Genomic DNA, 22224 nt, shown 5'->3' on the forward strand with positions numbered 1-22224 from the left:
GTGGCGAACACCCAGGTCTCGGCATCCGCGACGGATGCCCCGCCGAACCGGAGTCGCCGGGAGAAGCCGCGGCGTCAGAACCTCGCGGGCTGGCTGTTCGTCGGTCCGGTGATCCTGGGAGTGCTCGCCTTCCAGATCGGTCCGGTGATCGCGTCGCTCGGCGTTTCGATGACGAACTGGACCGGTCTGAACGAGCCGGACTTCCTCGGGCTGGGGAACTTCGTCGCCCTGTTCACCACCGACACCCGCTTCTACACGACCCTGCTGAACACGGCGATCTTCACCGTGGCGATGGTGGCCCTCTCGATCGCGATCGGACTCGCACTGGCCGTCCTGTGCAACCAGCGGATCCGTGGCGTCGGCGTGTTCCGGACCCTGTACTACTCCCCGGCGATCACGAACGTCGTGGCCATCGGGTTCGTCTGGTTCTGGCTGTATGAGCCGAACAACGGCCTGATCAACTCGGTCCTACGCGGAGTCGGGATCTCTGGCCCGGCGTGGCTCTCCGACCCGAGCACAGCGCTGATCGCGGTGATCATCGTGGCGTTGTGGCAGGGCGTCGGCTACCCGATGGTGATCCTGCTCGCCGGGTTGCAGTCGATCGACAAGTCGCTCCTGGAGGCGGCAACGGTCGACGGCGCCTCCAACTGGCTCCGGTTCTGGCGCGTCACATTTCCGCTGCTCACCCCGAGCATCTTCTTCCTGACGATCATGCAGTTCATTTCGTCATTCCAGGTCTTCGGCATCATCTACGTGATGACGTCCGGCGGACCGAACAATGCGACGTCCGTCCTGATCTTCGAGATCTATCAGGTCGCTTTCGCCCAGGGGCGCCTCGGTTATGCCTCGGCGATGGGGTGGGTCCTGTTCCTGATCGTCGGCCTGGTGACCGTCTTCCAATGGAAGATGGAGAAGCGGTGGGTGCACTATGACAGCTGAACGCGTCGTGGCTCGAGCGCCACGTGCCCTTGACCCAGGTACCGCAGGCGGGCCCGAGGAGCGCCGGGCCGCGCCGGCCACGCGGCGCCGGCCGCGCGGCATCGGTAGGCGGGCCGCGGTCCTGATCACCCTGATCGTCCTGGCCGGTGTGTTCGCGATGCCGTTGCTGTGGATGGTGAGCGCCTCGCTGAAGCCCGAGAACGAGGTGCTCGCCTCGCCGCCCACGTTCATCCCCTCCGCCTTCCAGTGGGAGAACTACGCGGCCGCGGCGGACGGTCTCCTGCCGTTCTTCCTGAACAGCGTGAAACTTGCGGCGCTCAACGTGACTGGCCTGCTCTTCTTCGCGTCGCTGGCCGGGTACGGGTTCGCTCGCCTGAACTTCGTGGGCAAGAACGTCGCGTTCGCCCTGCTGTTGGCGACGGCGATGATCCCGAGCATGGTCTACCTGATTCCGCAGTACATGCTCTTCCGCGAGATCGGCTGGATCGACACACATCTGCCGCTCTGGGTCCCCAATGTGCTGACGCCGGTGTTCGGGACCTTCCTGCTCCGTCAGTCGTTCCGTGGCGTACCGAGGGAACTGGAGGAGGCGGCGAAGCTGGACGGGGCGTCCATCTTCGGGACGTTCTGGCGGATCATGCTGCCTCAGGTCAAGCCGGCCCTGGCCGCCGTCGGCGCCCTGACCTTCATGGCGTCCTGGAACGACCTGTTCGGTCCGTTGATCTTCCTGAACTCCACCCGGCTGCAGACCATGCCCATCGCGCTCGTGCTCTTCCAGGGCGAGTTCTTCACGCAGACGAATCTCATGATGGCGGCGGCCACGCTGACGATCATTCCGCCGCTCATCCTCTTCTTCCTCGCCCAACGGTATTTCGTCCAGGGCATCACCATGTCAGGTCTGAAAGGTTAGGTCGCCGATACATGCGCATCACACAGGTCGAGTCCATCATTCTGCTCGAGCAGTTCCACATCGTGAAGGTCCACACCGACGAAGGACTCGTCGGGATCGGTGAGGTCAGCCCCATGAAGGCCGCCGTGACGCACGCCATCGTCGAGCATGCGCTGGCGCCGCTGCTGGTGGGCGAGGACCCGGGAGACATCGAACGGCTCTGGCGTCGGATGTACACCAAGCCCTACAAGCTCGGACCGATGGGCGCCCAGCTCGAGGCGATCGCCGGCATCGACATCGCGCTCTGGGATCTGCTGGGGAAGGCCGCGAACCTGCCCGTGTACGCGCTCACCGGCGGCACCTACCGCAACGGCACGAAGGTCTACGCGAGCTCGATGTCGCGCAGCATGAGCCCGCAGGAGGAGGCCGAGCGGGCGGTGTCGTTCCAGGAGCAGGGCTATCACGGCTACAAGATCCACTCCTCGACCCCGTGGATGCATGACGACGGCTTCGATCAGACGATCGCGACGGTCGCGGCGGTCCGCACCGCGGTCGGCGACGACTTCCCGATCCTCGTCGACGTCAACAACGCCTACTACGAGCACACCGCGATCCGGATCGCGCGCGAACTGGAGGCCTACGGGGTCTGGCACTTCGAGGAGCCGCTCGCCGCGCACGACTACGCCGCCTATGCCCGGCTCGCGGACGCCGTCGACATCCCCATCGCGGCGGGCGAGCAGGAGTACACGAGCTGGCAGTTCCGCGACCTGATCACGCAGGGCCGGGTCGACATCCTGCAGCCCGACGTCATCAAGTGCGGTGGCATCACCGAGTTCCGCAAGATCGCGGTACTCGCGGACGTCCACACGAAGCCGATCACGGTGCACAACACCCAGCAGACCATCGGCACCTCGGCACACGCGCACCTGTGGGTGAGTACGCCCTCGTGCGTGTACCCGCAGGAGTACAACATCGAGCACAACCCGGTGCTCGACGACGTCCCGATCTGGACCAACCCTCTCGTCCCGGTCGACGGCGTCATCACCCCGTGGGACCTGCCCGGTCTCGGGGTCGAACTCGACGAGGACGCCGTGGCGCGGTTGCGAAGCAACTGACGGCGAATCCTCCAATCGGAGCACCGCGTCGCGGCGACTCCGGCACACCGGCCCGCTCCTCGGCCGGCCCATCAACACGGCTCAGCACACAGGACAGGACGAACCAATGGCGGTAGATCAGGTCTCACGACGATCGTTGCTCAAGACCCTGGGAGTGGCCTCCGGCGCTGCTCTCATCGGTGCCCCACTCGCCGGCTGTGGGGGCGGTGGTGGCGGCTCCGGCTCGGGGTCGGGCGGGACCTTCGCCTTCATGAGCTGGGACGCGACGTCCGACACGACCCTGTACCAGGTCGCCCAGAACTGGGCGGAACAGGCCTCCCGGGAGATCGACGTGCAGTCGGTCCCGGGCGGCGGCGACTACGAGACGAAGCTTCGTACCGTGCTCTCGTCCGGGGCCCACCCGGACGTCATCCGCATCAACGACGACTTCGTGCAGGCGTACTACAGCGAGGGCTCCCTGCTCGATCTCACGCCCTATCTCGAGCAGGACTCGATCGACGCGGACGACTTCTACCCGGTGGCCTTCAACTTCGCCAAGCAGGCCGACGGCGCCCATGCGGCCTGGCCGATCCTGACGAACCCCGGCGTCATCTACTGCAACGTCGACGCGTTCGAGGAGGCGGGGGTGCCGCTCCCACCGACTGACTGGGACGCCGACGGGTGGACCTGGGACGACTTCCTGGACGCCGCCACGAAGCTCACCAAGCCGGGCGGCGAACGCTGGGGCGCGCTGCTCTTCCACGACACCGCCCTGGAGACCGTCTGGCCGGTCAACAACGGCACCACCGGCATCTACTCCGAGGACGCCCAGTCGTTCACGCTCGCCGACGAGGGCAGCACGGATGCCCTCCAGTGGGTCGCCGACCTGGCGCTCGTGCACGGCGTCCACCCGGACTTCGGCACGGTCAGCACCGGAAAGTCCACCCCGAACTGGGCCCAGTCCCTGTTCGGGACCGGGCAGGTCGCGATGCTCCTCGGGCTCACCAGCTCGATCCCCTACCTCCGCGAGAACGCGGAGGTGAACTGGGACATCTTCCCGCCGCCGCAGCAGGCGACCCGGCAGACCGTGAACACCATGACGGTCCTGGCCGTGCCGTCCGAGTCGCCGGATCCCGACGCTGCCTGGGACTTCCTGAAGTACTGCGTCGGCCCCGAGGCCGCCGAGCTCTTCGCCGAGTCGCGCGGGTTCGTCCCGGTGGCCACCAGCTCCGCCGAGCTGTTCGTCGCCGACGATCAGGCGCCCCAGAACCTCGGCATGGTCAGCCAGGCACTGGCGAACGCCGTCAACGAGAACTTCGGGCTCTACATCGAGCGGGCGCGGACGGTCTACCGACCCGTGCTTGACGAGATCTGGAGCGGACGTCAGACCGCGGCGGACGCGCTCGGTGGCATCCGCGCCGAGGTCGAGGCGATCCTCGCCGGGCAGGGGTGACCTTGAAGATCACCAGAGTGACGGTCGACGTCACCTCCGAACCCAAGGCACACGCGATCCGGGATGCCATCCAGGTGCTCGATCGGAACGGGCGCTGCGACGTGACGATCGAGACGGACGCGGGCGTCAGCGGCACCAGCAGCACCTATTTCGGTCGCGTCGCCAGCTCACCCGCTCTGCTCGGCGCCCTCGTCACCGAACAGCTCGGTCCCGCGATCGTCGGCCAGGACGCCACGATGATCCGGCACATCCGCGACCTGCTGCGGACGCTGACCGACTATCAGGGCACGGCGGGCCTGTCGACCTTCGGGATCTCCGCGATCGATCAGGCCCTCTGGGATCTGCTCGGCAAGTCGCTCGGGGTGCCGGTCTGGAGACTGTTGGGTGCCCAGCGGGCCGCGATCCCCACCTACGCGATGGTGGGGTGGCTCGAGCTGGACGTTCCGCAACTGCAGGACGTCTGCGCCAGGGCGATGGAACAGGGCTTCCAGGGTGTGAAGATGAAGGTGGGCGGTGGCCCGCTCGCCGAGGACCTCGAACGGATCGGCGCGGTCCGTGCGGTGATCGGCGACGGGGTCCCCCTGATGGTCGACGCGAACCAGGCCTTCGACCTCGCCGAGGCGATCCGGCGCGGTCGCGCCTACACCGATCTCGGTTGCCGGTGGTTCGAGGAGCCCCTCCGGGCCGCGGACACGGCGGCACACATCACGCTCGCCGAGAAACTCGACATCCCGATCGCGACCGGGGAGAACCGGTACGGGCAGGAGCAGTTCCGGGACCTGTTCGTCGGTGGCGGCGTCGGCGTGGTCCAACCGGACCTGCGCCGGGCCGGCGGGCTCACCGACTGCTACGAGATCGGCCTGATGGCGGCCGGCTTCGGCATCCCGTACGCCTCCCACGGCGGCGGCGCGCACATCCACGTCCTCGCGGCCCTGCCGAACACGATCTACGTCGAGAGCGGGCTGCTGCCGGCGGACGGGTCGGTCACCCTGACCGACGGCTGCTACCCGCTGCCCACCGAACCCGGCCTGTCCTCCTGGAGCGCGCACTGAGCGATACCGGTCAACCGACCACCAGAGCCACGACCAGGGCGGCGAGTGCCGCCGTCGACGTGGCAGTGCGGGCGTGGTTCCACCGGACCCACCCCGCCTCGAAGGCGGTCCGCACCCCGGCCGCGTCGGCCGGGGTGGGACCGGCCCGGTCGATGGCGTTGTTCAGCGGGATGTTCGCCCGGCCGGTGATGATCAGGCAGACCAGGTAGGCCGCCACGGCCGCGGCGATCCACGGCACGGCGGGGGACGAGGCGTCCCTGACCAGGTGCGCGACCAGCGCCAGGACCGACAGGACGATCGCCCCGCCGAACGCGAGCGCGAACCACACGTTCAGGATCGCGGTGTTGATGTGGTGCATGACCTCGACGAACGCGGCGTCCCCGGCCCGCCGCAGGCCGGGCATCACGGCCACCGAGAAGGAGAAGAACAGCCCGGCCGCGAGTCCCATCGCGATGGTCGCCGCGGCCAGGCTGACGGTGGCGAGCATCTCAGTGCACCGGCAGGGTCGCCGCGGACCAGGCGCCCGCCGTGGCCGCCTCACGTGCCCAGTCCGAGAAGCCGCGGGCGGGGCGCCCGAGGACCTGCTGGACGTCGTCGGTGGGAACGGAGTTGCGCCCGTCGAGGACCTCGGTGAACAGGTAGACGAACAGGTCGACGAGTTCCGGGGGCGTGCCCTCGGACTCGAGTCCGGCCCGGAACTCGTCGGCGGTGATCTCCTGGTAGCGCACCTCGAGCCCGCTCGCGGCCGAGATCTCGGCCATCGCCTCGGCGAACGTCAGCGAGCGCGGCCCGGTGAGTTCGTAGACCTTGCCGGCGTGGCCGTCCTGGGTGAGCACGGCTGCGGCCACCTCGGCGATGTCCTCGACGTCGGTGAACGGTTCCGGCCGGCCGGCCGGAGCCGCGAACACGCCGCTGAGCACCGCCGGCAGCAGGAAGCTCTCGCTGAAGTTCTGGTTGAACCAGCTCGCGCGCAGCACGGTCACGTCGGCATCCACGCCCTGCACGCGCCGCTCGGCGATCCCGGCCTCGGTCTCACCTCGGCCGGAGAGCAGCGCCAGTCGGCGGACGCCGGCCGCGACCGCCTGGTCGGCGAAGGCGCCGATCACCTCGGCGGCGCCCGGCAGGGCCAGGTCCGGCACGTAGGCGATGTAGACGGCGCTCACGCCGTCGAGCGCGCCGGACCAGGTGGTGGGGTCCTCCCAGTCGAACGACGGCTGGGCCGATCGGGAGCCGAGACGAACGGGATGCCCGACGGCGGTGAGCCGCCTGGCGACGCGGCTGCCGGTCTTGCCGGTGGCGCCGAGGACGAGGGTCAGGTCTTCTGAGTTGGTGGTCATGGGGATCACTCAACCGGTGTGAGCTGAGACGATCCATAGTTCAGGCTCTTGATTCCATGTGTGTACGTCTAGAGACTGGTGGCATGGATGCGCTGACCGGACTGCTCGACGGACCTCGCGCGCGTGGCGCGTTCCTGATGCGCTCGCTGATGGAACCGCCGTGGGCGATCCGGATCCGGGACGAGGCTCCGCTGACGGTCGTGGTGATGACCAAGGGCACCGCCTGGATCCTGCCCGATGCCGGTGAGCCGGTGCGGCTGGACGCGGGTGACCTGGCGCTCGTGCGCGGCCCGGAGTCTTACACCGTCGCCGAGCCGCCGGAGGCACCGATCGGCGTCTACATCAATCCGGGCCAGCACTGTCAGGCACCCGACGGCCGGTCCCTCGAGGAGGAGATGCTGCTCGGCGTGCGCACCTGGGGCAACGACCCGGCCGCGGCCACCGAGGTCATCACGGGTGCGTACGGGGTCGACGGTGAGGTCAGCCAGCGGCTCCTGGACGTGTTGCCGACCATCATCGTCATCCGGGCCGGCGACCCCGCGTCACCAGCCACCCTGACCGGACTGATCCGCGAGGAGATCATCAAGGACGATCCCGGCCAGGACGTGGTTCTGGACCGGATGCTGGACCTGCTCCTGATCGCGGTGCTGCGGAACTGGCTGGGGCGGCCCGAGGCGAACCCGCCGGCCTGGTACACGGCCAGTTCCGACCCGATGGTCGGGCACGCTCTTCGGCTGCTGCACAACAACCCCGACCACCCCTGGACGGTCGCCGGGCTCGCCGCCGAGTGTGGGGTGTCCAGGGCCGCGTTCGCGCGCCGGTTCACCGAACTGGTCGGCCAGGCCCCGATGGCCTACCTCACGGACTGGCGGCTCACCATGGCGGCGGACCTGCTTCGGGAGCCGGACGCGACAGTGGCCGCCGTCGCCCGGCGGGTCGGTTACGCGAGTCCGTTCGCGTTCAGTTCCGCGTTCAAGCGCGTGCGCGGCATCAGCCCGCAGCGGCACCGCACCGGCGCCGCGCTCGCGGGCGTCGGGACCGACTGAGCCCGACGGCGGAACCCGCCTGCCGCCGTCGGGCGGTAGTCAGTGGGCCCGAGGGGCGACCAACGCGACCCCGGGTCTGCGCGAAGCCAGCGGACCGTTCCTCGTTGCGCGGCGGCGGGGTGCCGTCGATCGGTCGCAAGCGTGCTCACGGCGTCCGGACTGCACCCGGGGCGATGACGTCGAGCCCTGCGGACCTGGCGGCCTCGCCGAGCCTGTGATCGTAGGTGAGGACACCCGAGGCATCGAGCCGGATGGCCGCCTCGAGGTGCAATGCGTCGAGGGTGCGCAGGTATGGCATGGGAAGGAAACCGGCGCTGCGATAGACAGCGCGGTCGAGGGCCGCGAGCGCGACGCCGTCGAGCAGGCGAGTCACATCGGACTGGTCGAGGCCTTCCCGCACCGCAACGCGTCGCAACTCGGTCTCGAGCAGATCGCTGGAGACCAACGTGTCCTGGGTCTGGTCGAGCCAATGCAGCAGCGCCGTGCTCTCGGGCTGATCGATCAGCAGCGCGCCGAGCGCCGACGTGTCGACATAGACGATCGAACCCGACGTCACAGCCGATCTCCGCGCAGGTCGTCAAGAGTCGCGGCAAGACCCTCCCTGGTGGACTTGCGCTCGATTGCCAACGCGGCCCATCCGCCCTCACGCCGCGCCGGACGAGTGATCGGCAGCGCGGGAGCGGGGGCATCGACAGGCACGATTCGAGCGACGGGCACGCCACTGTTGGTCAGGACGAAGGAGTGACCTTCGCTCACCGCACGGAGCACTCGCCCGGACTCATTGCGCAACTCGCGCTGCGACAGGCTCTCGATCTTGGGGTCGCTGGAACTCATGGAACCGAGCGTAGCACTCGTGCTACGGGCCTTCGCTCTTGAGGTCGGGGTCGATCGTGGCGGCCGCCAGCAACGCTGGACTCGAGGAGGTGACAGTCCAGGTTGCTGATGTCTGGGTCGAGAGCGCGATCAGCGAGGGCCGCGGGCGCGGTCGCCATGCTGGTGATGGAACCGTACGCGCTGCCCGATCCAGACCGTGCGCGAGGCTTCGATGAGTGCGCCCTCGCTGTCGATACTGACGGCATTGACGACCATCAGGGGAGCCTCCTGCGGGCAGCGCAGGATCTCCGCGAACTCAGGGGATGCGGTCTCCGGATGGAGGTAGCTGTGTACTTCGGTCGCGACGATGCCGTACCGGCTCTCCAGGGTGGTGGACAGGGACCCCTCGATGAGCGGCATGGACTCGATCCCTGGCGCGACGGCCGGTGCGAGCCAGGAATCGGACATGCCGATCGGGTTTCCGTCGACGAGTTGCAGGCGGCGGAACCAGCGTGGCCCGATGTCGCCGTGGGCGAGGTCCAGGTCGAACAACAGCGCGACGGGCGGCGCTCGAATGTGTTCGGTCGGGACCTCGACGGACGTCGCCTGCATCCCGGAAGTCGCGAGCCGGTCGCGCCAGGGCTGAGCGATCGCGAGATCGTGCTGGACCACCTGCACGGTCTCCGAGACGAACGTGCCCGACCCCTGTCGACGATGGATGTAGCCCTCGTCGGCGAGCGAGCTCAGGGCCTGCCGGACCGTGATCCGGCTGACGCCGTAGTTCTCCGCCAACTCGTTCTCGCTCGGCAACTGCGCCCCGGACGCGAGTTCGCGTTGCTCGATCCGCCGCCTGATGTCACGGGCGATCTGCCCCCACCGTGCAACGGGAGACCGTCGATCCGTTGTCGCCGCCATAGTCATCCCCACCCGCTCCCGACCCGTGGGCAACTGTGCCATGCCCCGTGCCGCAAGAGTCCCGTACCGAAGTTGTCTTGACAAGGATACCCTTAAAGGTACTAAGGTCCCTACAACCAGATGGGCGACCAGGAGGTGAACGATGGACGACATCCGCCAGGTGGCACTCGGTCACGTCGTCATCGACGACATCGTGCTCACGGACGGACGAGAACTGACGGGGATGCTCGGTGGCGCCGGTGCCTACGCCGCCCTCGGACAGGCGCTAAGCAGCGGCCGCAGGGTGGCCCTGCTCTCCGGGATCGGGGCGGACTTCCCGCCGGAGGCGGCCATGCACCTACGGGCTGCAGGCGTCGACCCCGACGCGTTGACCGTCCTGAACGAGCACACCCCGCGGACCAGGATCCGCTACTTCGCGGATGGCGAGCGCGAGGAGTCGCCGGCGTACGGCATGACGCACTTCGTCGCCCTCGACCCGACCGCGGCGATGCTGCCGCACGGACTCGGCGACCTGTCCGGGGTCTATGCGTTCGCTTCGGTCGAGGACCCGCTCTGGCAGGACGTGCCCGATCTCGCCCGGACGAGCGGCGCCACTCTGCTGTGGGAGATCCACGCCGACTCGTGCGCGCCGGGCCGGTTCGACGAGGTGGCGGCCCGGTTGGCCGAGGTCGACATCCTTTCCCTCAACCGTGCCGAGGCGCGGAACTTGTGTGGCAGCGCGGACCTGACCGTGTGCCTCCGTCGGCTCCTGGAGCACGTCGGCGTGCTCGCGCTGCGGCTCGGGTCGGACGGCGCGCTTGTCGCCACCCGCACGCGCGTCGCCCGCGCGCGACCCGCGGCGCGAGCCGTGATCGACCCGACCGGGGCCGGCAACGCGTTCAGCGGTGCGCTCGTCGGCGCGTGGCCCGCCGCCACCACCGGCGAGGAGACAGACCTGAGGTCCCCGCTGGCAGCAGCGATGGCAGCCGCGGCCCTGACCATCGACCAGTACGGCCCGCCACCGGTGACCGAGTCGGTGCGCGCCAGTTTTCGCGCGCTGGCCCGCTCGGTCGAGGTCACCCTCGCACCCCTCGACTCCCTACAGAACGGAACACAGCTGTGATCAACCCGAACGCCCTGCACGATCAGGTGACCAGCCTGCCTGCCCTGATCAAGGAGCAGACCTGGCGCCTCGAGGAGGACCTGCGCAAGTCCGTCCCCACGCCGGTCCAGCACGCGATCCGACACGTCGTGCTCACCGGTTCCGGTGACTCGGCGATCGCTGGCCTGGCTGCCGAGCAGACGTTCCGGCGGTTCGTCGGCGTGCCCGTGTACGCCGGTGAGTCGCTCGCCGTAAGCAGGTTCCTGCTCGACTCCTATGGCAACGAGTACCCGCACACGCCGATGCTGCTCGCCACGTCGAACTCGGGCGAGGTCGCCCGGGTCGTCGAGGCAGCTCAGCGGGCCGCCGCGGCCGGCGGCTACGTCGTCGGCCTCACCGGGAACGCGCAGTCGCGGCTGGCCCGGACATCGCAGAGCATCGTCGACGTAGGGGCGCCCGCGTTCCCGGCCGCACCCGGGATGCGCAGCTACGTCATGGCCGTCCTCGCGCTCAACCTGTTCGCGATCCGGTTCGCCGAGGTGCGGGGGCGTATCACCATGGATGAGGCGCAGGCGCTGCGCGGCGAACTCGCCGGACTCTCCGACGTGGTTGAGCAGGCGATCGTGACGGCCGATGCTCCGCTGCGTTCCTTGGTGCAGGACTGGCGCGACCTCCAGGGGGTGGAATTCCTCGGCTCGGGGCCGTCGCGCGCTTCTGCGGCGTTCGGGGTGGCCAAGATCCTCGAGGCCGTCGGCAAGCAGTCTGCCCACGTCGATCTCGAGGAGTTCATCCACCTGAACTACTTCGAGCGGGCGGCCACCGGCATCGGCACCGTCGTACTGGCGCCGGCCGGCTCCCCGGTCCGCAGCCGCGCGGACGAGCTCGCGCCACTGCTGAACAACCTCGGCCGGCCGTGGGCCGCCATCGGCTCGGTCACCGACGCGCCCGTCAGCATCGAGATCCCGCAGGTGCGGGAGGAGTTCGCCCCGGTGGTCCAGGCCGCCGTGCTCGGTCTCCTCGCCGCTCACCTCATGGACGCAACGGGGGAGGAGCCGGGCCGCGGCGCCGTCGGCCCATGGGCGGATTGCGCGGACGGCGCCACCACCCGCGACAGCCAGATCGTCCTCTGAGACGACGAGCAGACAAGGACCCCAGACCATGACCAGCCGCCACCCACTACAGACCAATGGCAACGAGGCCTACGACATCCAGCCCGAGATCAACGACGCGGTCACCGAGAGCGGCGTCCAGGAGGGCCTGGTGACGATCGTCGCACCACACACCACCGCGGCGCTCGGAATCATCTCCTACCACGACCCGCTCGGGCTCGAGGACGTGATGGACGAGTTCCAGCGCCTGGTTCCTGCGCGGATCACCTTCAAGCACGAGCACGACACTCCGCAGGACGCAGCCGGACACGTGCTGTCGACGATGGTGGGACCGACGCTCACGCTGATCGTCACCGGCGGCGAGGTGCTCCTCGGGCACTCCCAGAAGGTGTTCTTCCTCGAGTTCGATGGTCCCCGCAGGCGCCAGTTCTTCGTCAAGGTCACCGCCGACCCGACCCCCGGGGCCTGACCCATGGACGCCGTCGACGCGATCGAGCCGCACCCGAGAACGACCGGCCCGGACGACGTGCTCGGTCGTTACCGGTACGCAGCGAACATCCCCGCCAACGGGCTCATGATCGATGGCCGGCCGGCCCTCACCCAACTCGACCCATCCCGGATCGGGCGGTACGTGCTGCTCGTCGTTCGCGACCCCTTGTGCGCCTACGACGAGGACCCGGCCGCCCAGTTCGCCGCCGAGCTCGACGACGCGGAGCTCGTGGGTCGCTCCGGGATGTTCACCACGTATTCGGGGACTTACGGCGATGCCCCGGTGACCGTGCTCAGCGGGGGATCGGGCGGCCCCGAGGTGGAGCTCGCGCTCATGGAACTGTTCGAGCACACGAACGCGGACACTTTCATCCGGGTCGGTGGTTCCGGAGGCATGCACGCCCGCGTGCAACCGGGCGACCTCGTCATCGCCACCGGTGTGGTTCGCGACGAGGGCGTCAGCCAGGCGTACATCCCGCAGGCCTATCCGGGCGTCTGCTCGCCGGAGGTCGTGCTCGCGCTGACGCAGGCCGCGGCCGGTCACGGCGCACCGTTCCACCTCGGACTCACCCGGTCCACAGACTCGGACTTCGTGGCCGGCGGCCGGCCCGCTGCGCGCGGCTACTTCCAGCCCGCCCATCTGGACCTCGTGGAGACCTGGACCAGGGCCGGCGTCCTCAACGGAGATCGCGAGTCCGCGGCGATCGTCACCCTCGCGAGCCTGTTCGGGCTCCGTGGCGGCTCGATCTGCTCGGTCGCCGACAACATCGTCACCGGCGCGAGGTTCATGCCGGGGGCCGGTCACACCGACGCGATGAGGGTCGCGCTCGACGGTGTCGCCGTGCTTCACGCCATGGATCGCGCGCGCGAGGCCGCCGGGCTTGCCATGTGGATACCAGCGCTCTCCGAAGCGGGTGGGTCCGCATGAGAACGGTCCTTGTCGACGGCGGACTGAGCCGCGACCATCTGGTCACCGTCGGTCAGCCGCCCCGCTTCGACGAGCCGGGCGGGCCGGGCGTCTACGCGAGCCTGGCTGCGGTCCTCGCGGTCTCGCTGCTGCGGCATCGGAGTGCGGAATCGATGCAGGTGGCGCTGAGCACGACCCTGCCGAGAGCCGATGAGGACATTCGGGCGGTGCTCGCCGGGGCGGGCGTCGACCTCAGCCTGTGCGTGGACGGCCCGGCGATCCCGAAGCTCTGGATCCTCAACTCCCCGCAGGGGCGGCGGATCGTGCGGACTGCTGCGTCGGCGACGGCACACGAACTCGACGAGACGGACGACCTGGGGACTGCGCCACCCGCCCAGCTGGGCGCCACCGCGCCCGATGTCCTACTCCGGTGTGCGCCCACCCGGGCGCTCGAAGGTCGACGCCCGGCGGTCACGCTCGTCGACCCGGACCAGCAGTCCCTGGCGGTCGGCGGCTGGGACTACGTTGCCGAACTCACCCCACGGACCGACGTCTATCTGCCAAGTCGTGTGCAACTGACCCAGCTCGGTGCCGACCCGGTGGAAGCGGCGTGGGAACTGCGGCGCAGGACGGGCAGGTCGGTGGTCGCCAGGCTCGACGCCGAGGGATCCCTCGTCCTGCCCCCCGGCGGGGGAGCCTGGCGGGTCGCCGCCGGGACGGTCGACGTCGAGGAGACCACAGGTGCCGGCGACAGTCACGCCGGCGCGTTGGCGGCCGCACTGGCGCAGCCGGGCACGACGCTCGTCGACGCAACCCTGATCGCCACCGCAGCCGTCGCCCACAACCTTGCGGCGCCCGGAATCGCCGGCCTGATCGGCGGCGACGAGATCACCGAGAACGAGCTGCGCGGCATTCGCGTGGAGGAACAGGAGCAGCCGTGACCGACCAGCACACCGCAGCCGCAGCACTCGGCGGCCTCGCAGTTCCCGACATCACGCCACTCGGCGGGCGCCGGGCTGCCTTCCTCGGCTGCGGAGACTCACTCGCGGCCGCGAGAGGGGCCGAGGCCGACGGGCATCGGGTCCTGTCCGCCGGTGACGTCGCCTGGAGCGGCAGCGCCCCTCGCGGGGTCGACCTGGTGGTCCCGCTGTCCTGGTCCGGGCGGACCGGGGCGACGATCCGCGCAGCCCAGGTGGCCAAGGACGCCGGCCTACCGGTCCTGTCGATCACCTCCAACCCTGCCTCCCCACTGGCCGAGCTCTCGGACGAGCACATCGCCCTGCCTCCCAACGACATCGCCGAGGACATCCCGGCGATCGGCTACGCGCTGCACTCGTCCGCGATCGCACGGCTGGTCGGCCTCGCCAGTCCGGACCCCGCCACCCTCGCCCGGGACTGGGCCGATGCCGGACAGGGCGTAGCCCGTGTCGTCACGGCCGCGGGCGGTGAACCGGCCGGGATCACGATCGCGAGCATGCCGGACGCACACGGCGCCGCCGAGTTCTGGATGCTCAAGATCATCGAGGCCACCGGCATCACGGTCCGGACCGCGTCGATCGAGGAGATCGGTCACGTGGACTACTTCCTCGGCCCGCAGGCCCATCTGACCCTGATCGTCTCTGGCGCTGCCGACGCGCCCCGGGCGGACGGGCTCGGTGCCGCGCTGGGCCGCAACGGCCAGCGCGTGGTCCAGATCCGGCTCAGCGACTTCACCGCCGCGGCTGGGACCGAACGCGAGATCCTCGGCGGTCTCATCGGCGCCGATGTGGCCGCCGGTCTCGCGGTCGCGTGGGGCAGGCCCCACTTCAGAGGCGGCGTCGTCGACATGTCGGCGCAGCACATCCAGGTGCCGGTCGCCTGACCGGACCCACCCCCCGGAGAACCCACATCTCAACGAGGAGCGTCACCCATGAAGAACATCAGAAGGACCCTTCGGGTCACCGCGGCCGCCGCAGCGATCACGCTATTGGCGGCCTGCGGCGCGGGCGGTGAAGGATCGTCCGACGGGCGTGAGGAACTCGAACTCTGGTTCTGGGGTGCCACGCCGGCGCAGCGGGCGGCCCTCGAGGAGAACCTCGTCGACGCCTACAACGCCTCGCAGGACGAGTACACCCTGACGGTCACGTTCAACGAGCGCGTCGACAGCAACATCCAGACCGCGCTCGCGGCCAACGAGGGACCGGACATCGTCTATGGCTCGGGCCCGTCGTTCGTCTCGCCGTTCGCGCAGAGCGGCAAACTCCTGAACCTCGACGAATACTCCGAGCAGTACGGCTGGCAGGACCGGCTCCTGGCACCGATCTACGAGTCCGGCACCGTGGACGGCAGCCTCTACGCCGTCGCCAACTCCATCAACACGGTCGGGATCTTCTACAACCAGGCGGTCCTCGACGACCTCGGAGTCGGCGTTCCGACCACCATCGAGGAACTTGAGACGGCGTTGGCCGCCGCCCAGGACGCGGGACTCTACCCGTCGGTCACCGGGAACAAGGGCTGGCAGCCCGTCAACGAGAACTACTCCTCGATGTTCCTGACGGCGGTCGCCGGCCCGGACGCGATGCATGACGTGCTCACCGGCGCGGCCTCGTGGACGGACCAGCCCTACGTCGATGCCGTCCAGATGAGTGCCGACTGGTACGAGAACGGGTATCTCGGCGGCGGCCAGTACACCAACCTCAACTTCCTCGAGTCCATGCAGCTCCTCTCGGACGGGCAATCCCCGTTCTTCTTCGGACCGACGCTCGCGTTCCAGTTCGCGGCCGAGTTCTTCAACACCGAGAACGGCAACGTCGACGATCTCGGCTTCATCCCGTTCCCCACGGTCGGTGCGGAGCTCGAGTCGCCCCTGTACACGCTGGCCACCACCGCGTCCTTCTCGATCAACGCCCAGTCCGAGCATCCGGATGCCGCCGCCGAGGTCATCGACCACATGCTGACCGAGGACTTCATGAGCACGATGACCGCGCAGTGGCCCGGGTACTGGGGTGTCCCGCTCGCAGGGGTGGAACTCGACCCGGCGCAGTTCGACGGGCTGTCGGCAGCGTATGTAACCGCGCTCGTCGACATCCTCACCGCCACTGAGGAGGGTCGCTTCGGGTACTTCACCGGCACGTTCTTCCCACCCCAGACCCAGCAGGCCCTGGTTGACATCGACACGGTGTGGACCGGTCAGGCCGACGCCGAGACCTTCCTGACCGGCATCGAGACCACCTTCGCCGCCGAACTCGCCGACGGTGCGGTCCCACCGATCCCGGCGCCCTAGCAGTGGTGACGGGTGGGTCGCCCACGCAGTGCGGCCGACCCACCCGAACCCGCAGGAACGGAACGACTCATGACAGTTCTGAACTCTGTGCAGCCTGACGCCGACACCGCGACCGTCAAGGATGCCCGTCGTGGACGGGGACATGGTGTCCATTACCTACTCCTGGCGCCGGCGATCCTGCTCTCGATGGCGATCGTGCTCGTTCCCGGCGTGTTCACGTTGGTCACCTCGTTCACCGACTGGAACGGTGTCGCGGCCGACCCGGAGTTCGTGGGCGTCGAGAACTACGCGGCGATCCTCGCGGATCCGATCTTCCGGACCGCCGTCGGGAACAACATCATCTGGACCCTGTTGTTCCTGACCATCCCCGTTGTCCTCGGGTTGGGCGTGGCGTTACTGCTGCTTCGCCGGCCGCGCACGCGCGGGCTCTACCAGGTCATCTTCCTGCTGCCCTACGTGATGGCCGCGGTCACGAACGCGATGGTCTGGCTGAACATGATCTACAGCCCCATCTCCGGAGTGATCGGGTTCCTGAACAAGCAGGGCTGGGACATCGACTCGCCGATCTCCAGCCTCGACGGCGCGATCTACGCGGTGGCCGCCGTCGACATCTGGCACTACTGGGGCTTCCTCCTCGTCGTCTACCTCGCGGCGCTGCGACAGACGCCGGTGGAGCAGATCGAGGCGGCCCAGCTCGAGGGAGCCAACTCGTGGCAGGTGTTCCGCTACGTCTACCTGCCGAACATCCGCCCCACGATGCAACTCATGTTCGTGATGATCATGATCTTCTCCTTCCTCACGTTCGACTACATCTTCCTGATGACCCAGGGCGGACCCGCCAACTCCACGGAGATGCTCAGCACGTTCGCCTACAGCCTCGCGTTCGCGACGTTCCAGTTCGGAAAGGCCGCGGCCGTCGGCATCGTCATGGGTGTGTTCGGGCTCGTCGCCTCCGTCATCTACACCCGCATGAGCCGGAGAGGCATGGACGTATGAGCCGCAGCTCGAACCGGGCGCTGCGGGCGACCCCCGGTCACATCATTCTCATCCTGCTCGTGTTCACGGCGCTGTTCCCGATCGTGCTGGTGCTGCTGAACAGCCTGAAGGATGCCCCGGAGGTGGTGCGCAATCCACTCGCGCTGCCCGAGTCCCCGGACTGGTCGAACTTCGCCGAAGCGTGGCAGTACGCCGGATACACCCGCGGATTCGCCAACAGTGTGCTGCTCACTGCCACGACGGTCGCGACCGTGCTATTGACCGCGGCGCCGGCGGCCTACGTGCTCGCTGCTCGCAAGATCAAGGCGGCCGGCCCGGTGATGATCTATCTCATGGTGGCCATGACGGTGCCGATCCAACTCTTCCTGTTCCCGCTCTACGCGGTGTTCGCCCGGCTCGGCCTGCTCAGCAACGTCGTCGCCGTCGGCGTGATCGTCGCCGCGATCAACATGCCCCTCGCCGTCATGCTGCTGCGCACGTTCTTCCTGCGGATCCCGAGCGAACTGCCGGAGGCCGCCACCATGGACGGCGCGAACACCTTCCAGGTGCTCCGGCACGTGCTGGTCCCTGCCGTCTCGCCCGGCATGATCACCGTCGGCATCATCGTAGGGCTGAACGCCTGGAACGAGTACCTCATCTCGGTGACGTTCCTCCAGCGGGAGGAGAGCTACACCGCCACCCTCGGGTTCCTGTCCCTGACCGGAACGTTCGCGGTCGACCAGGGGGTCCTGATGGCCGGCGCGGCCATCCTGATCCTCCCGATCGTCTTCCTCTTCCTAGCCGCCCAGCGCAAGTTCGTCGACGGTCTCGTCAGCGGTTCGGTCAAGGGGTGATCCCGGTGGTCATGAAAGAGCAGGACTACACGGAACGCACGTATGCGGGGGTACTCGGGAAGATCATCGGCGTCTACCTGGGGCGCCCTGTCGAGGGCTGGCCCTACGCCGACATCGCCGAGCGGTTCGGGACGTTGACGCACTACGTCAACGACCAACTCGGGATCCCGGTCGTGACCGCGGATGACGACATCTCGGGCACGTTCGCGTTCTCCCGCGCGGTGCTCGACCACGCCGGCACCGGGCCGCTCAACGCCCGGCAGGTCGGCGAGACCTGGCTCAACTACATCGTCGAGGACCGCACGATCCTGTGGTGGGGCGGACGTGGGCGATCCACCGAACACACCGCCTATCTGAACCTCAAGAACGGCGTGCCCGCGCCCGGATCGGGCTCCGCGCGACGCAACGGGCGGACCCTACCCGTGCAGGTGGGCGCCCAGATCTTCGTCGACGGCTTCGCCATGATGAGTCCCGGTGACCCGGACCGGGCCGCTGCCCACGCCCGGGCGGCGGCCTCCGTGAGCCACGACGGCGTGGCCGTGGATGCGGCCGCGTTCATCGCCGCGATGGAGGCACTCGCCTACATCGAACCCGACCTGCACGTCCTGATCGAGACGGGACGGACCCAGGTCAAGGATCCGGTCCTGCAGCAGATCATCGACGACGTGCTGACCTGGTGCGCGCCAGGCGCCGACTGGCGTGGGGTCCGGGACCGGATCGAGCAGACGTACGGCTACTCCGTGTTCCACGGCCCGTGCCCGGCCACGACCAACAACGCCGCGGTGCTCTCGGCCCTTCTGCTCGGTGGCGACAGCTTCCACCGGGCCGTCTCGATCGCGTCCTCGGCCGGCTGGGACACCGACTCCAACGCCGGCGTGGTCGGCGCACTGAACGGGATCAGACTCGGGCTCAGCGCCCTGGACGCGGAGGCGGACCTGCGCTCGCCGGTGGCCGACCAGTTGCTGGTGGTGACCGCGGACGGTGGGGAGTGCATCTCCGACGCGGTGCAGCAGACGCGGGCCATCACGGCCGGCAGACGCCTCCTCGACGGTCTCCCACCTGCGCCTCGGCCGGCACGATTCGCATTCGAACTGCCCGGCTCCGTGCAGGGCTTCGCCCCGTGCCCGGACGTCGCTTCGCCCTACACCCGGGTAGCGGTCGCCAACGTCCACCCGCGCCCCGGCGGACGGGTCGGCCCGGATGCGGGCGGCCTGGTGATCACGTGCGCGGGCATCGCCGAAACGGTGCCCGCGGCCGTCTCCACCCCGGTGTTCCTACCGAGGGCCGCGGACGGGGACAACTTCTCGACCATCGCCAGCCCGACCCTCTACCCCGGGCAGCGCGTCCGGTTGACTGCCCGCCTCGCGGCGCCCACGTCGCAGGCAGGCCCGACGCTGCGCCCGTACGTGCTCACCGAGGCTGACGCACGGATGGTGGCGACGTTCGGTCCCGACCTCCTCCTGGCGGAGGAGCCACGCGAGGTGGTCTGGGAGGTGCCCGAGGTCGGTGCGAACCCGATCCTGCGACTCGGTGTGGCGGTGACCTCCACGAGCCGGTTCGACGGCGACGTGGTGCTGGAGCGGGTGGACTGGTCCGGCGCACCGGTTCGCCACGCCCGGTCCGGCGTCCTGATGACCTCGATCTGGGACCTCACCCCGGAGCCGCTGCGGGCGTGGGTGAGCTCGGCGAAGGACTTCGAGGCCGACTTCAGGTACTCCTACTCCGTGTCCCACCCCGAGGGGACCGGATTGGCGACCATCGGCACCCGGGACTGGGACGACTACACGTTCTCCTCGACCCTCGTGTTCAATCCCCACGAACGCGGCGGCCTGGTGGTCCGGGCCCGCGGACACCGCCGCTACTACGCCGCGGTGTTCGAGTCGTGGCAGCGGATCTCGTTGGTGCGCCGCGACCACGACCGTGAGGAGATCCTCGCGAGCGCACCCTTCACGTACGCCGAGGACGTGCCCTATCGGGTCACGGTGAGCTGCCATCGGGACCGGCTCACGGTCAGGATCGACGACGCCGAGGTCCTGACCGCCTCGGACGACGCCGCGAACGCGCACTCGAGCGGAGGCGCGGGCTTCCTCGTCACGACCGGCACCGTGCTCGCCGACGGCTTCGAGGTCGGTTCGCTCGGGCCGGACCGATGACGGGTATCGCCGTGGTGGGCAGCCTCAACGAGGACCTCGTGGTGGAGGTCGTCGTGGCACCCGCGGCCGGTGAGACCGTATTGGCCCGTGGTCACCAGCGCGGACTCGGGGGCAAGGGCGCCAACCAGGCCGTCGCGGCGGCCAGGCTCGGCGGCCGAGTACATCTGACGGGGTGCGTCGGTGACGATGCCGGCGGCAACGAGTTCCGGCGTCGGCTGGCCGCCGAGCGGATCGATACGACCGGCATCCGGGTGCGTGACGGCGGTGCCACTGGACTCGCCGTCATCGTCGTCGACCGAGCCGGGGAGAACCGGATCCTGGTCAGCGCCGGCAGCAACGCGACCTTGGGCCAGGGGGACCTCTCCGAGGGTGCCCTGGCCACGGCGTCCGTCGTGCTTGCGCAGCTGGAGGTGCCGGCGGACGCGGTGCTGGCTGCGTTCCGGATGGCCGCCGGGCGTCGGATCCTCAACGCTGCACCGGCCGCTCCGGTGTCGGCGGAGCTGCTCGAGCTCGTCGACATTCTGGTTGTCAATGAGACCGAGCTCGCCTCGATCACGGGCCGGGGGATCCCCGAGAGTCCCCACGAAGCACTCGCACAGGCCGGCGTCGTGACCGGACCGGAGACGGTCGTCGTCACGCTGGGCGGCTCGGGTTGCGTGGTACTCACCTCCGGTGAGTCATGGCACGAACCCGGTCGCACCGTTCCGGTCGTCGACACGACAGCGGCCGGCGATGCCTTCTGTGGCGCCCTCGCCGTGCGGCTCAGCGTGGGCGACGACCTGCGGAGCGCGGTGCGGTACGCGACCCGGGTGGGCGCTGCCGTCGTGACCCGTCGTGGAGCCATCGACTCCCTCCCAACCCTTACCGAACTCGACGATCCGGACGAAGGATGGAACGCATGACCAGCAAACTCATCATCGACTGTGACCCGGGCATCGACGACGCCCTGGCCATCATCCTCGCCCTCAAGGACCCCGGCCTCGAGATCCTGGCGCTCACTGCGGTCACCGGGAACCTCCCGTCCGACCGCACCGCGGTGAACGCCCGCAAGGTGCTCGAACTCATGGGCGAGCGCGGGACGCCCGTCGCCCAGGGGCCGCTGCAGCCGATCTCACGGGAGTACCCCCACGACCCGTTCTCGCACGGGGACGACGGCCTCGCGAACACCGCCCTACCGGAGCCGACACTGCCCCTGGAGGACCGCAGTGCCGCGCAACTGATCGTCGACGTCATCAACGACAACGCCGGAGACATCGCGATCGCCGTGCTCGGCCCGATGACGAACATCGCCCTGGCGCTCGAACTCGACCCGGACCTGCCCCGCAAGGTGAGCAGGATGACGGCCATCGCCGGGTCGTTCGGATTCACCCGCTACGCGTGGACCCAAGCCACCGGCGACAACCCGGTCAGCGAGTGGAACGTCTACGTCGACCCCGGCGCGGCCGCCACGGTGTTCGCCGCCGGCTTCGCGCTGACCGCCGTCGGACTGGACGTCGCCACACACCCGGACGTGAATCTCAGCCCGGAGCGATTCGACCGACTCGCCGCGAGTGGGCGACCCGAGGCACGGTTCGCGGCCGACATCGTCAGGTTCGTCCGCGGCCGCGGGTACCAGAGCTACTGCGCCCTGATCGACTCGCTGGCGATCGCAGCCCTCGTCCATCCTGAACTCATGACCACCCAGCGGATCCATTGCGCCGTGGAGACCCGCGGCGAGCTGACTCTCGGCATGACGGTCGCGGACGTCCGCAACCACCACCGCTGGGAACACCTGCCACTGCTGGAGGCCGTGAGCGACGTCGATTTCGACGGTTTCCTCGACTATCTCGTCGACGGGCTGGTGCGATGATTCGGCA

At 69.0% G+C, this 22224-nt stretch carries 23 protein-coding genes; 18 read left to right on the forward strand and 5 right to left on the reverse strand.

Annotation, left to right across the window (positions count from 1 at the left end; genetic code table 11):
- The 5 genes from EXU48_RS09440 to EXU48_RS09465 all read left to right on the forward strand — a co-directional run bounded on the left by EXU48_RS09440 (window position 1) and on the right by EXU48_RS09465 (window position 5427).
- A complete protein-coding gene (locus EXU48_RS09440; RefSeq protein ID WP_207947676.1) occupies window positions 1-939 on the forward strand; it encodes a carbohydrate ABC transporter permease in 939 nt (312 codons plus the stop codon).
- Window positions 929-1849, forward strand: a complete 921-nt coding sequence (locus tag EXU48_RS09445) for a carbohydrate ABC transporter permease (RefSeq protein ID WP_207947677.1) — start codon at window positions 929-931, stop codon at window positions 1847-1849. Before EXU48_RS09440 ends, EXU48_RS09445 begins: the two co-directional genes overlap by 11 nt.
- Before the next feature lie 11 nt (window positions 1850-1860).
- Window positions 1861-2943 (forward strand): mandelate racemase/muconate lactonizing enzyme family protein, encoded by a 1083-nt coding sequence (locus EXU48_RS09450; RefSeq protein ID WP_133107398.1) that lies wholly within the window; start codon window positions 1861-1863, stop codon window positions 2941-2943.
- Window positions 2944-3193: 250 nt separating this feature from the next.
- Window positions 3194-4375: an extracellular solute-binding protein gene (locus EXU48_RS09460; protein ID WP_133107399.1), complete on the forward strand. Its 1182-nt coding sequence runs from the start codon at window positions 3194-3196 to the stop codon at window positions 4373-4375.
- 2 nt (window positions 4376-4377) lie between these two features.
- Window positions 4378-5427 (forward strand): mandelate racemase/muconate lactonizing enzyme family protein, encoded by a 1050-nt coding sequence (locus EXU48_RS09465; RefSeq protein ID WP_133107400.1) that lies wholly within the window; start codon window positions 4378-4380, stop codon window positions 5425-5427.
- Between the two features lie 10 nt (window positions 5428-5437).
- Here EXU48_RS09465 and EXU48_RS09470 read toward each other — a convergent pair whose 3' ends face one another.
- Entirely contained in the window at window positions 5438-5914 is a 477-nt protein-coding gene (locus tag EXU48_RS09470) for an anthrone oxygenase family protein (protein ID WP_133107401.1), read from the reverse strand.
- 1 nt (window position 5915) lies between these two features.
- The gene (locus EXU48_RS09475; protein WP_133107402.1) at window positions 5916-6764 is read right to left on the reverse strand and encodes a Rossmann-fold NAD(P)-binding domain-containing protein; all 849 of its coding nucleotides are present in this window, start codon (window positions 6762-6764) and stop codon (window positions 5916-5918) included.
- 83 nt (window positions 6765-6847) lie between these two features.
- Between EXU48_RS09475 and EXU48_RS09480 the strand changes: the two genes are divergently transcribed.
- Window positions 6848-7810, forward strand: coding sequence for an AraC family transcriptional regulator (locus tag EXU48_RS09480; protein ID WP_133107403.1), 963 nt, complete (start codon window positions 6848-6850; stop codon window positions 7808-7810).
- A gap of 145 nt (window positions 7811-7955) precedes the next feature.
- Here the strand turns inward: EXU48_RS09480 and EXU48_RS09485 are convergent, their stop codons facing one another.
- The 3 genes from EXU48_RS09485 to EXU48_RS09495 form a co-directional block, all read right to left on the reverse strand.
- Window positions 7956-8366, reverse strand: a complete 411-nt coding sequence (locus EXU48_RS09485) for a type II toxin-antitoxin system VapC family toxin (protein ID WP_133107404.1) — start codon at window positions 8364-8366, stop codon at window positions 7956-7958.
- Entirely contained in the window at window positions 8363-8644 is a 282-nt protein-coding gene (locus EXU48_RS09490; protein WP_133107405.1) for a type II toxin-antitoxin system Phd/YefM family antitoxin, read from the reverse strand. The genes EXU48_RS09485 and EXU48_RS09490 overlap by 4 nt, the downstream gene beginning before the upstream one ends.
- Before the next feature lie 129 nt (window positions 8645-8773).
- Window positions 8774-9538 carry a GntR family transcriptional regulator gene (locus EXU48_RS09495; protein WP_165962745.1) on the reverse strand — a complete coding sequence of 255 codons (765 nt, stop codon included), beginning with the start codon at window positions 9536-9538 and terminating at the stop codon, window positions 8774-8776.
- A gap of 142 nt (window positions 9539-9680) precedes the next feature.
- Here EXU48_RS09495 and EXU48_RS09500 point away from each other — a divergent pair, with 142 nt between their 5' ends.
- The 12 genes from EXU48_RS09500 to EXU48_RS09555 all read left to right on the forward strand — a co-directional run bounded on the left by EXU48_RS09500 (window position 9681) and on the right by EXU48_RS09555 (window position 22217).
- Window positions 9681-10640, forward strand: coding sequence for a carbohydrate kinase family protein (locus EXU48_RS09500; RefSeq protein WP_133107407.1), 960 nt, complete (start codon window positions 9681-9683; stop codon window positions 10638-10640).
- On the forward strand, window positions 10637-11749 hold the full coding sequence (locus tag EXU48_RS09505) for an SIS domain-containing protein (RefSeq protein WP_165962746.1): 1113 nt from the start codon (window positions 10637-10639) through the stop codon (window positions 11747-11749). The genes EXU48_RS09500 and EXU48_RS09505 overlap by 4 nt, the downstream gene beginning before the upstream one ends.
- Before the next feature lie 28 nt (window positions 11750-11777).
- Window positions 11778-12197: a secondary thiamine-phosphate synthase enzyme YjbQ gene (locus EXU48_RS09510; RefSeq protein WP_133107409.1), complete on the forward strand. Its 420-nt coding sequence runs from the start codon at window positions 11778-11780 to the stop codon at window positions 12195-12197.
- A gap of 3 nt (window positions 12198-12200) precedes the next feature.
- Entirely contained in the window at window positions 12201-13145 is a 945-nt protein-coding gene (locus EXU48_RS09515; protein ID WP_133107410.1) for a nucleoside phosphorylase, read from the forward strand.
- Window positions 13142-14065, forward strand: coding sequence for a PfkB family carbohydrate kinase (locus EXU48_RS09520; protein ID WP_133107411.1), 924 nt, complete (start codon window positions 13142-13144; stop codon window positions 14063-14065). Before EXU48_RS09515 ends, EXU48_RS09520 begins: the two co-directional genes overlap by 4 nt.
- A complete protein-coding gene (locus EXU48_RS09525) occupies window positions 14062-14985 on the forward strand; it encodes an SIS domain-containing protein (protein WP_133107412.1) in 924 nt (307 codons plus the stop codon). Before EXU48_RS09520 ends, EXU48_RS09525 begins: the two co-directional genes overlap by 4 nt.
- Window positions 14986-15033: 48 nt before the next feature.
- Window positions 15034-16386 carry an ABC transporter substrate-binding protein gene (locus EXU48_RS09530; protein WP_207947678.1) on the forward strand — a complete coding sequence of 451 codons (1353 nt, stop codon included), beginning with the start codon at window positions 15034-15036 and terminating at the stop codon, window positions 16384-16386.
- 69 nt (window positions 16387-16455) lie between these two features.
- A complete protein-coding gene (locus EXU48_RS09535; protein WP_133107413.1) occupies window positions 16456-17382 on the forward strand; it encodes a carbohydrate ABC transporter permease in 927 nt (308 codons plus the stop codon).
- Window positions 17379-18215 (forward strand): carbohydrate ABC transporter permease, encoded by an 837-nt coding sequence (locus EXU48_RS09540; RefSeq protein ID WP_133107414.1) that lies wholly within the window; start codon window positions 17379-17381, stop codon window positions 18213-18215. Before EXU48_RS09535 ends, EXU48_RS09540 begins: the two co-directional genes overlap by 4 nt.
- An 11-nt stretch (window positions 18216-18226) precedes the next feature.
- Complete coding sequence (locus EXU48_RS09545; protein ID WP_133107415.1) at window positions 18227-20368, forward strand: ADP-ribosylglycohydrolase family protein; 2142 nt, start codon at window positions 18227-18229, stop codon at window positions 20366-20368.
- Window positions 20365-21270, forward strand: a complete 906-nt coding sequence (locus EXU48_RS09550; protein WP_133107416.1) for a ribokinase — start codon at window positions 20365-20367, stop codon at window positions 21268-21270. Before EXU48_RS09545 ends, EXU48_RS09550 begins: the two co-directional genes overlap by 4 nt.
- Complete coding sequence (locus EXU48_RS09555; protein ID WP_133107417.1) at window positions 21267-22217, forward strand: nucleoside hydrolase; 951 nt, start codon at window positions 21267-21269, stop codon at window positions 22215-22217. Before EXU48_RS09550 ends, EXU48_RS09555 begins: the two co-directional genes overlap by 4 nt.
- The last annotated feature ends 7 nt before the right edge of the window (window positions 22218-22224 follow it).

Origin of the sequence: Occultella glacieicola (assembly GCF_004353825.1) — a bacterium.
Lineage (GTDB): Bacteria > Actinomycetota > Actinomycetes > Actinomycetales > Beutenbergiaceae > Occultella > Occultella glacieicola.

Bases quoted from the DNA above. Each gene is read 5' to 3' on its own strand.
- EXU48_RS09445 (WP_207947677.1), top strand. From the start codon at position 929: ATGACAGCTGAACGCGTCGTGGCTCGAGCGCCACGTGCCCTTGACCCA.
- EXU48_RS09450 (WP_133107398.1), top strand. From the start codon at position 1,861: ATGCGCATCACACAGGTCGAGTCCATCATTCTGCTCGAGCAGTTCCAC.
- EXU48_RS09460 (WP_133107399.1), top strand. From the start codon at position 3,194: ATGAGCTGGGACGCGACGTCCGACACGACCCTGTACCAGGTCGCCCAG.
- EXU48_RS09470 (WP_133107401.1), bottom strand. From the start codon at position 5,914: ATGCTCGCCACCGTCAGCCTGGCCGCGGCGACCATCGCGATGGGACTC.
- EXU48_RS09475 (WP_133107402.1), bottom strand. From the start codon at position 6,764: ATGACCACCAACTCAGAAGACCTGACCCTCGTCCTCGGCGCCACCGGC.
- EXU48_RS09480 (WP_133107403.1), top strand. From the start codon at position 6,848: ATGGATGCGCTGACCGGACTGCTCGACGGACCTCGCGCGCGTGGCGCG.
- EXU48_RS09490 (WP_133107405.1), bottom strand. From the start codon at position 8,644: ATGAGTTCCAGCGACCCCAAGATCGAGAGCCTGTCGCAGCGCGAGTTG.
- EXU48_RS09495 (WP_165962745.1), bottom strand. From the start codon at position 9,538: ATGGCGGCGACAACGGATCGACGGTCTCCCGTTGCACGGTGGGGGCAG.
- EXU48_RS09500 (WP_133107407.1), top strand. From the start codon at position 9,681: ATGGACGACATCCGCCAGGTGGCACTCGGTCACGTCGTCATCGACGAC.
- EXU48_RS09510 (WP_133107409.1), top strand. From the start codon at position 11,778: ATGACCAGCCGCCACCCACTACAGACCAATGGCAACGAGGCCTACGAC.
- EXU48_RS09515 (WP_133107410.1), top strand. From the start codon at position 12,201: ATGGACGCCGTCGACGCGATCGAGCCGCACCCGAGAACGACCGGCCCG.
- EXU48_RS09520 (WP_133107411.1), top strand. From the start codon at position 13,142: ATGAGAACGGTCCTTGTCGACGGCGGACTGAGCCGCGACCATCTGGTC.
- EXU48_RS09530 (WP_207947678.1), top strand. From the start codon at position 15,034: ATGAAGAACATCAGAAGGACCCTTCGGGTCACCGCGGCCGCCGCAGCG.
- EXU48_RS09535 (WP_133107413.1), top strand. From the start codon at position 16,456: ATGACAGTTCTGAACTCTGTGCAGCCTGACGCCGACACCGCGACCGTC.
- EXU48_RS09540 (WP_133107414.1), top strand. From the start codon at position 17,379: ATGAGCCGCAGCTCGAACCGGGCGCTGCGGGCGACCCCCGGTCACATC.
- EXU48_RS09545 (WP_133107415.1), top strand. From the start codon at position 18,227: ATGAAAGAGCAGGACTACACGGAACGCACGTATGCGGGGGTACTCGGG.
- EXU48_RS09550 (WP_133107416.1), top strand. From the start codon at position 20,365: ATGACGGGTATCGCCGTGGTGGGCAGCCTCAACGAGGACCTCGTGGTG.
- EXU48_RS09555 (WP_133107417.1), top strand. From the start codon at position 21,267: ATGACCAGCAAACTCATCATCGACTGTGACCCGGGCATCGACGACGCC.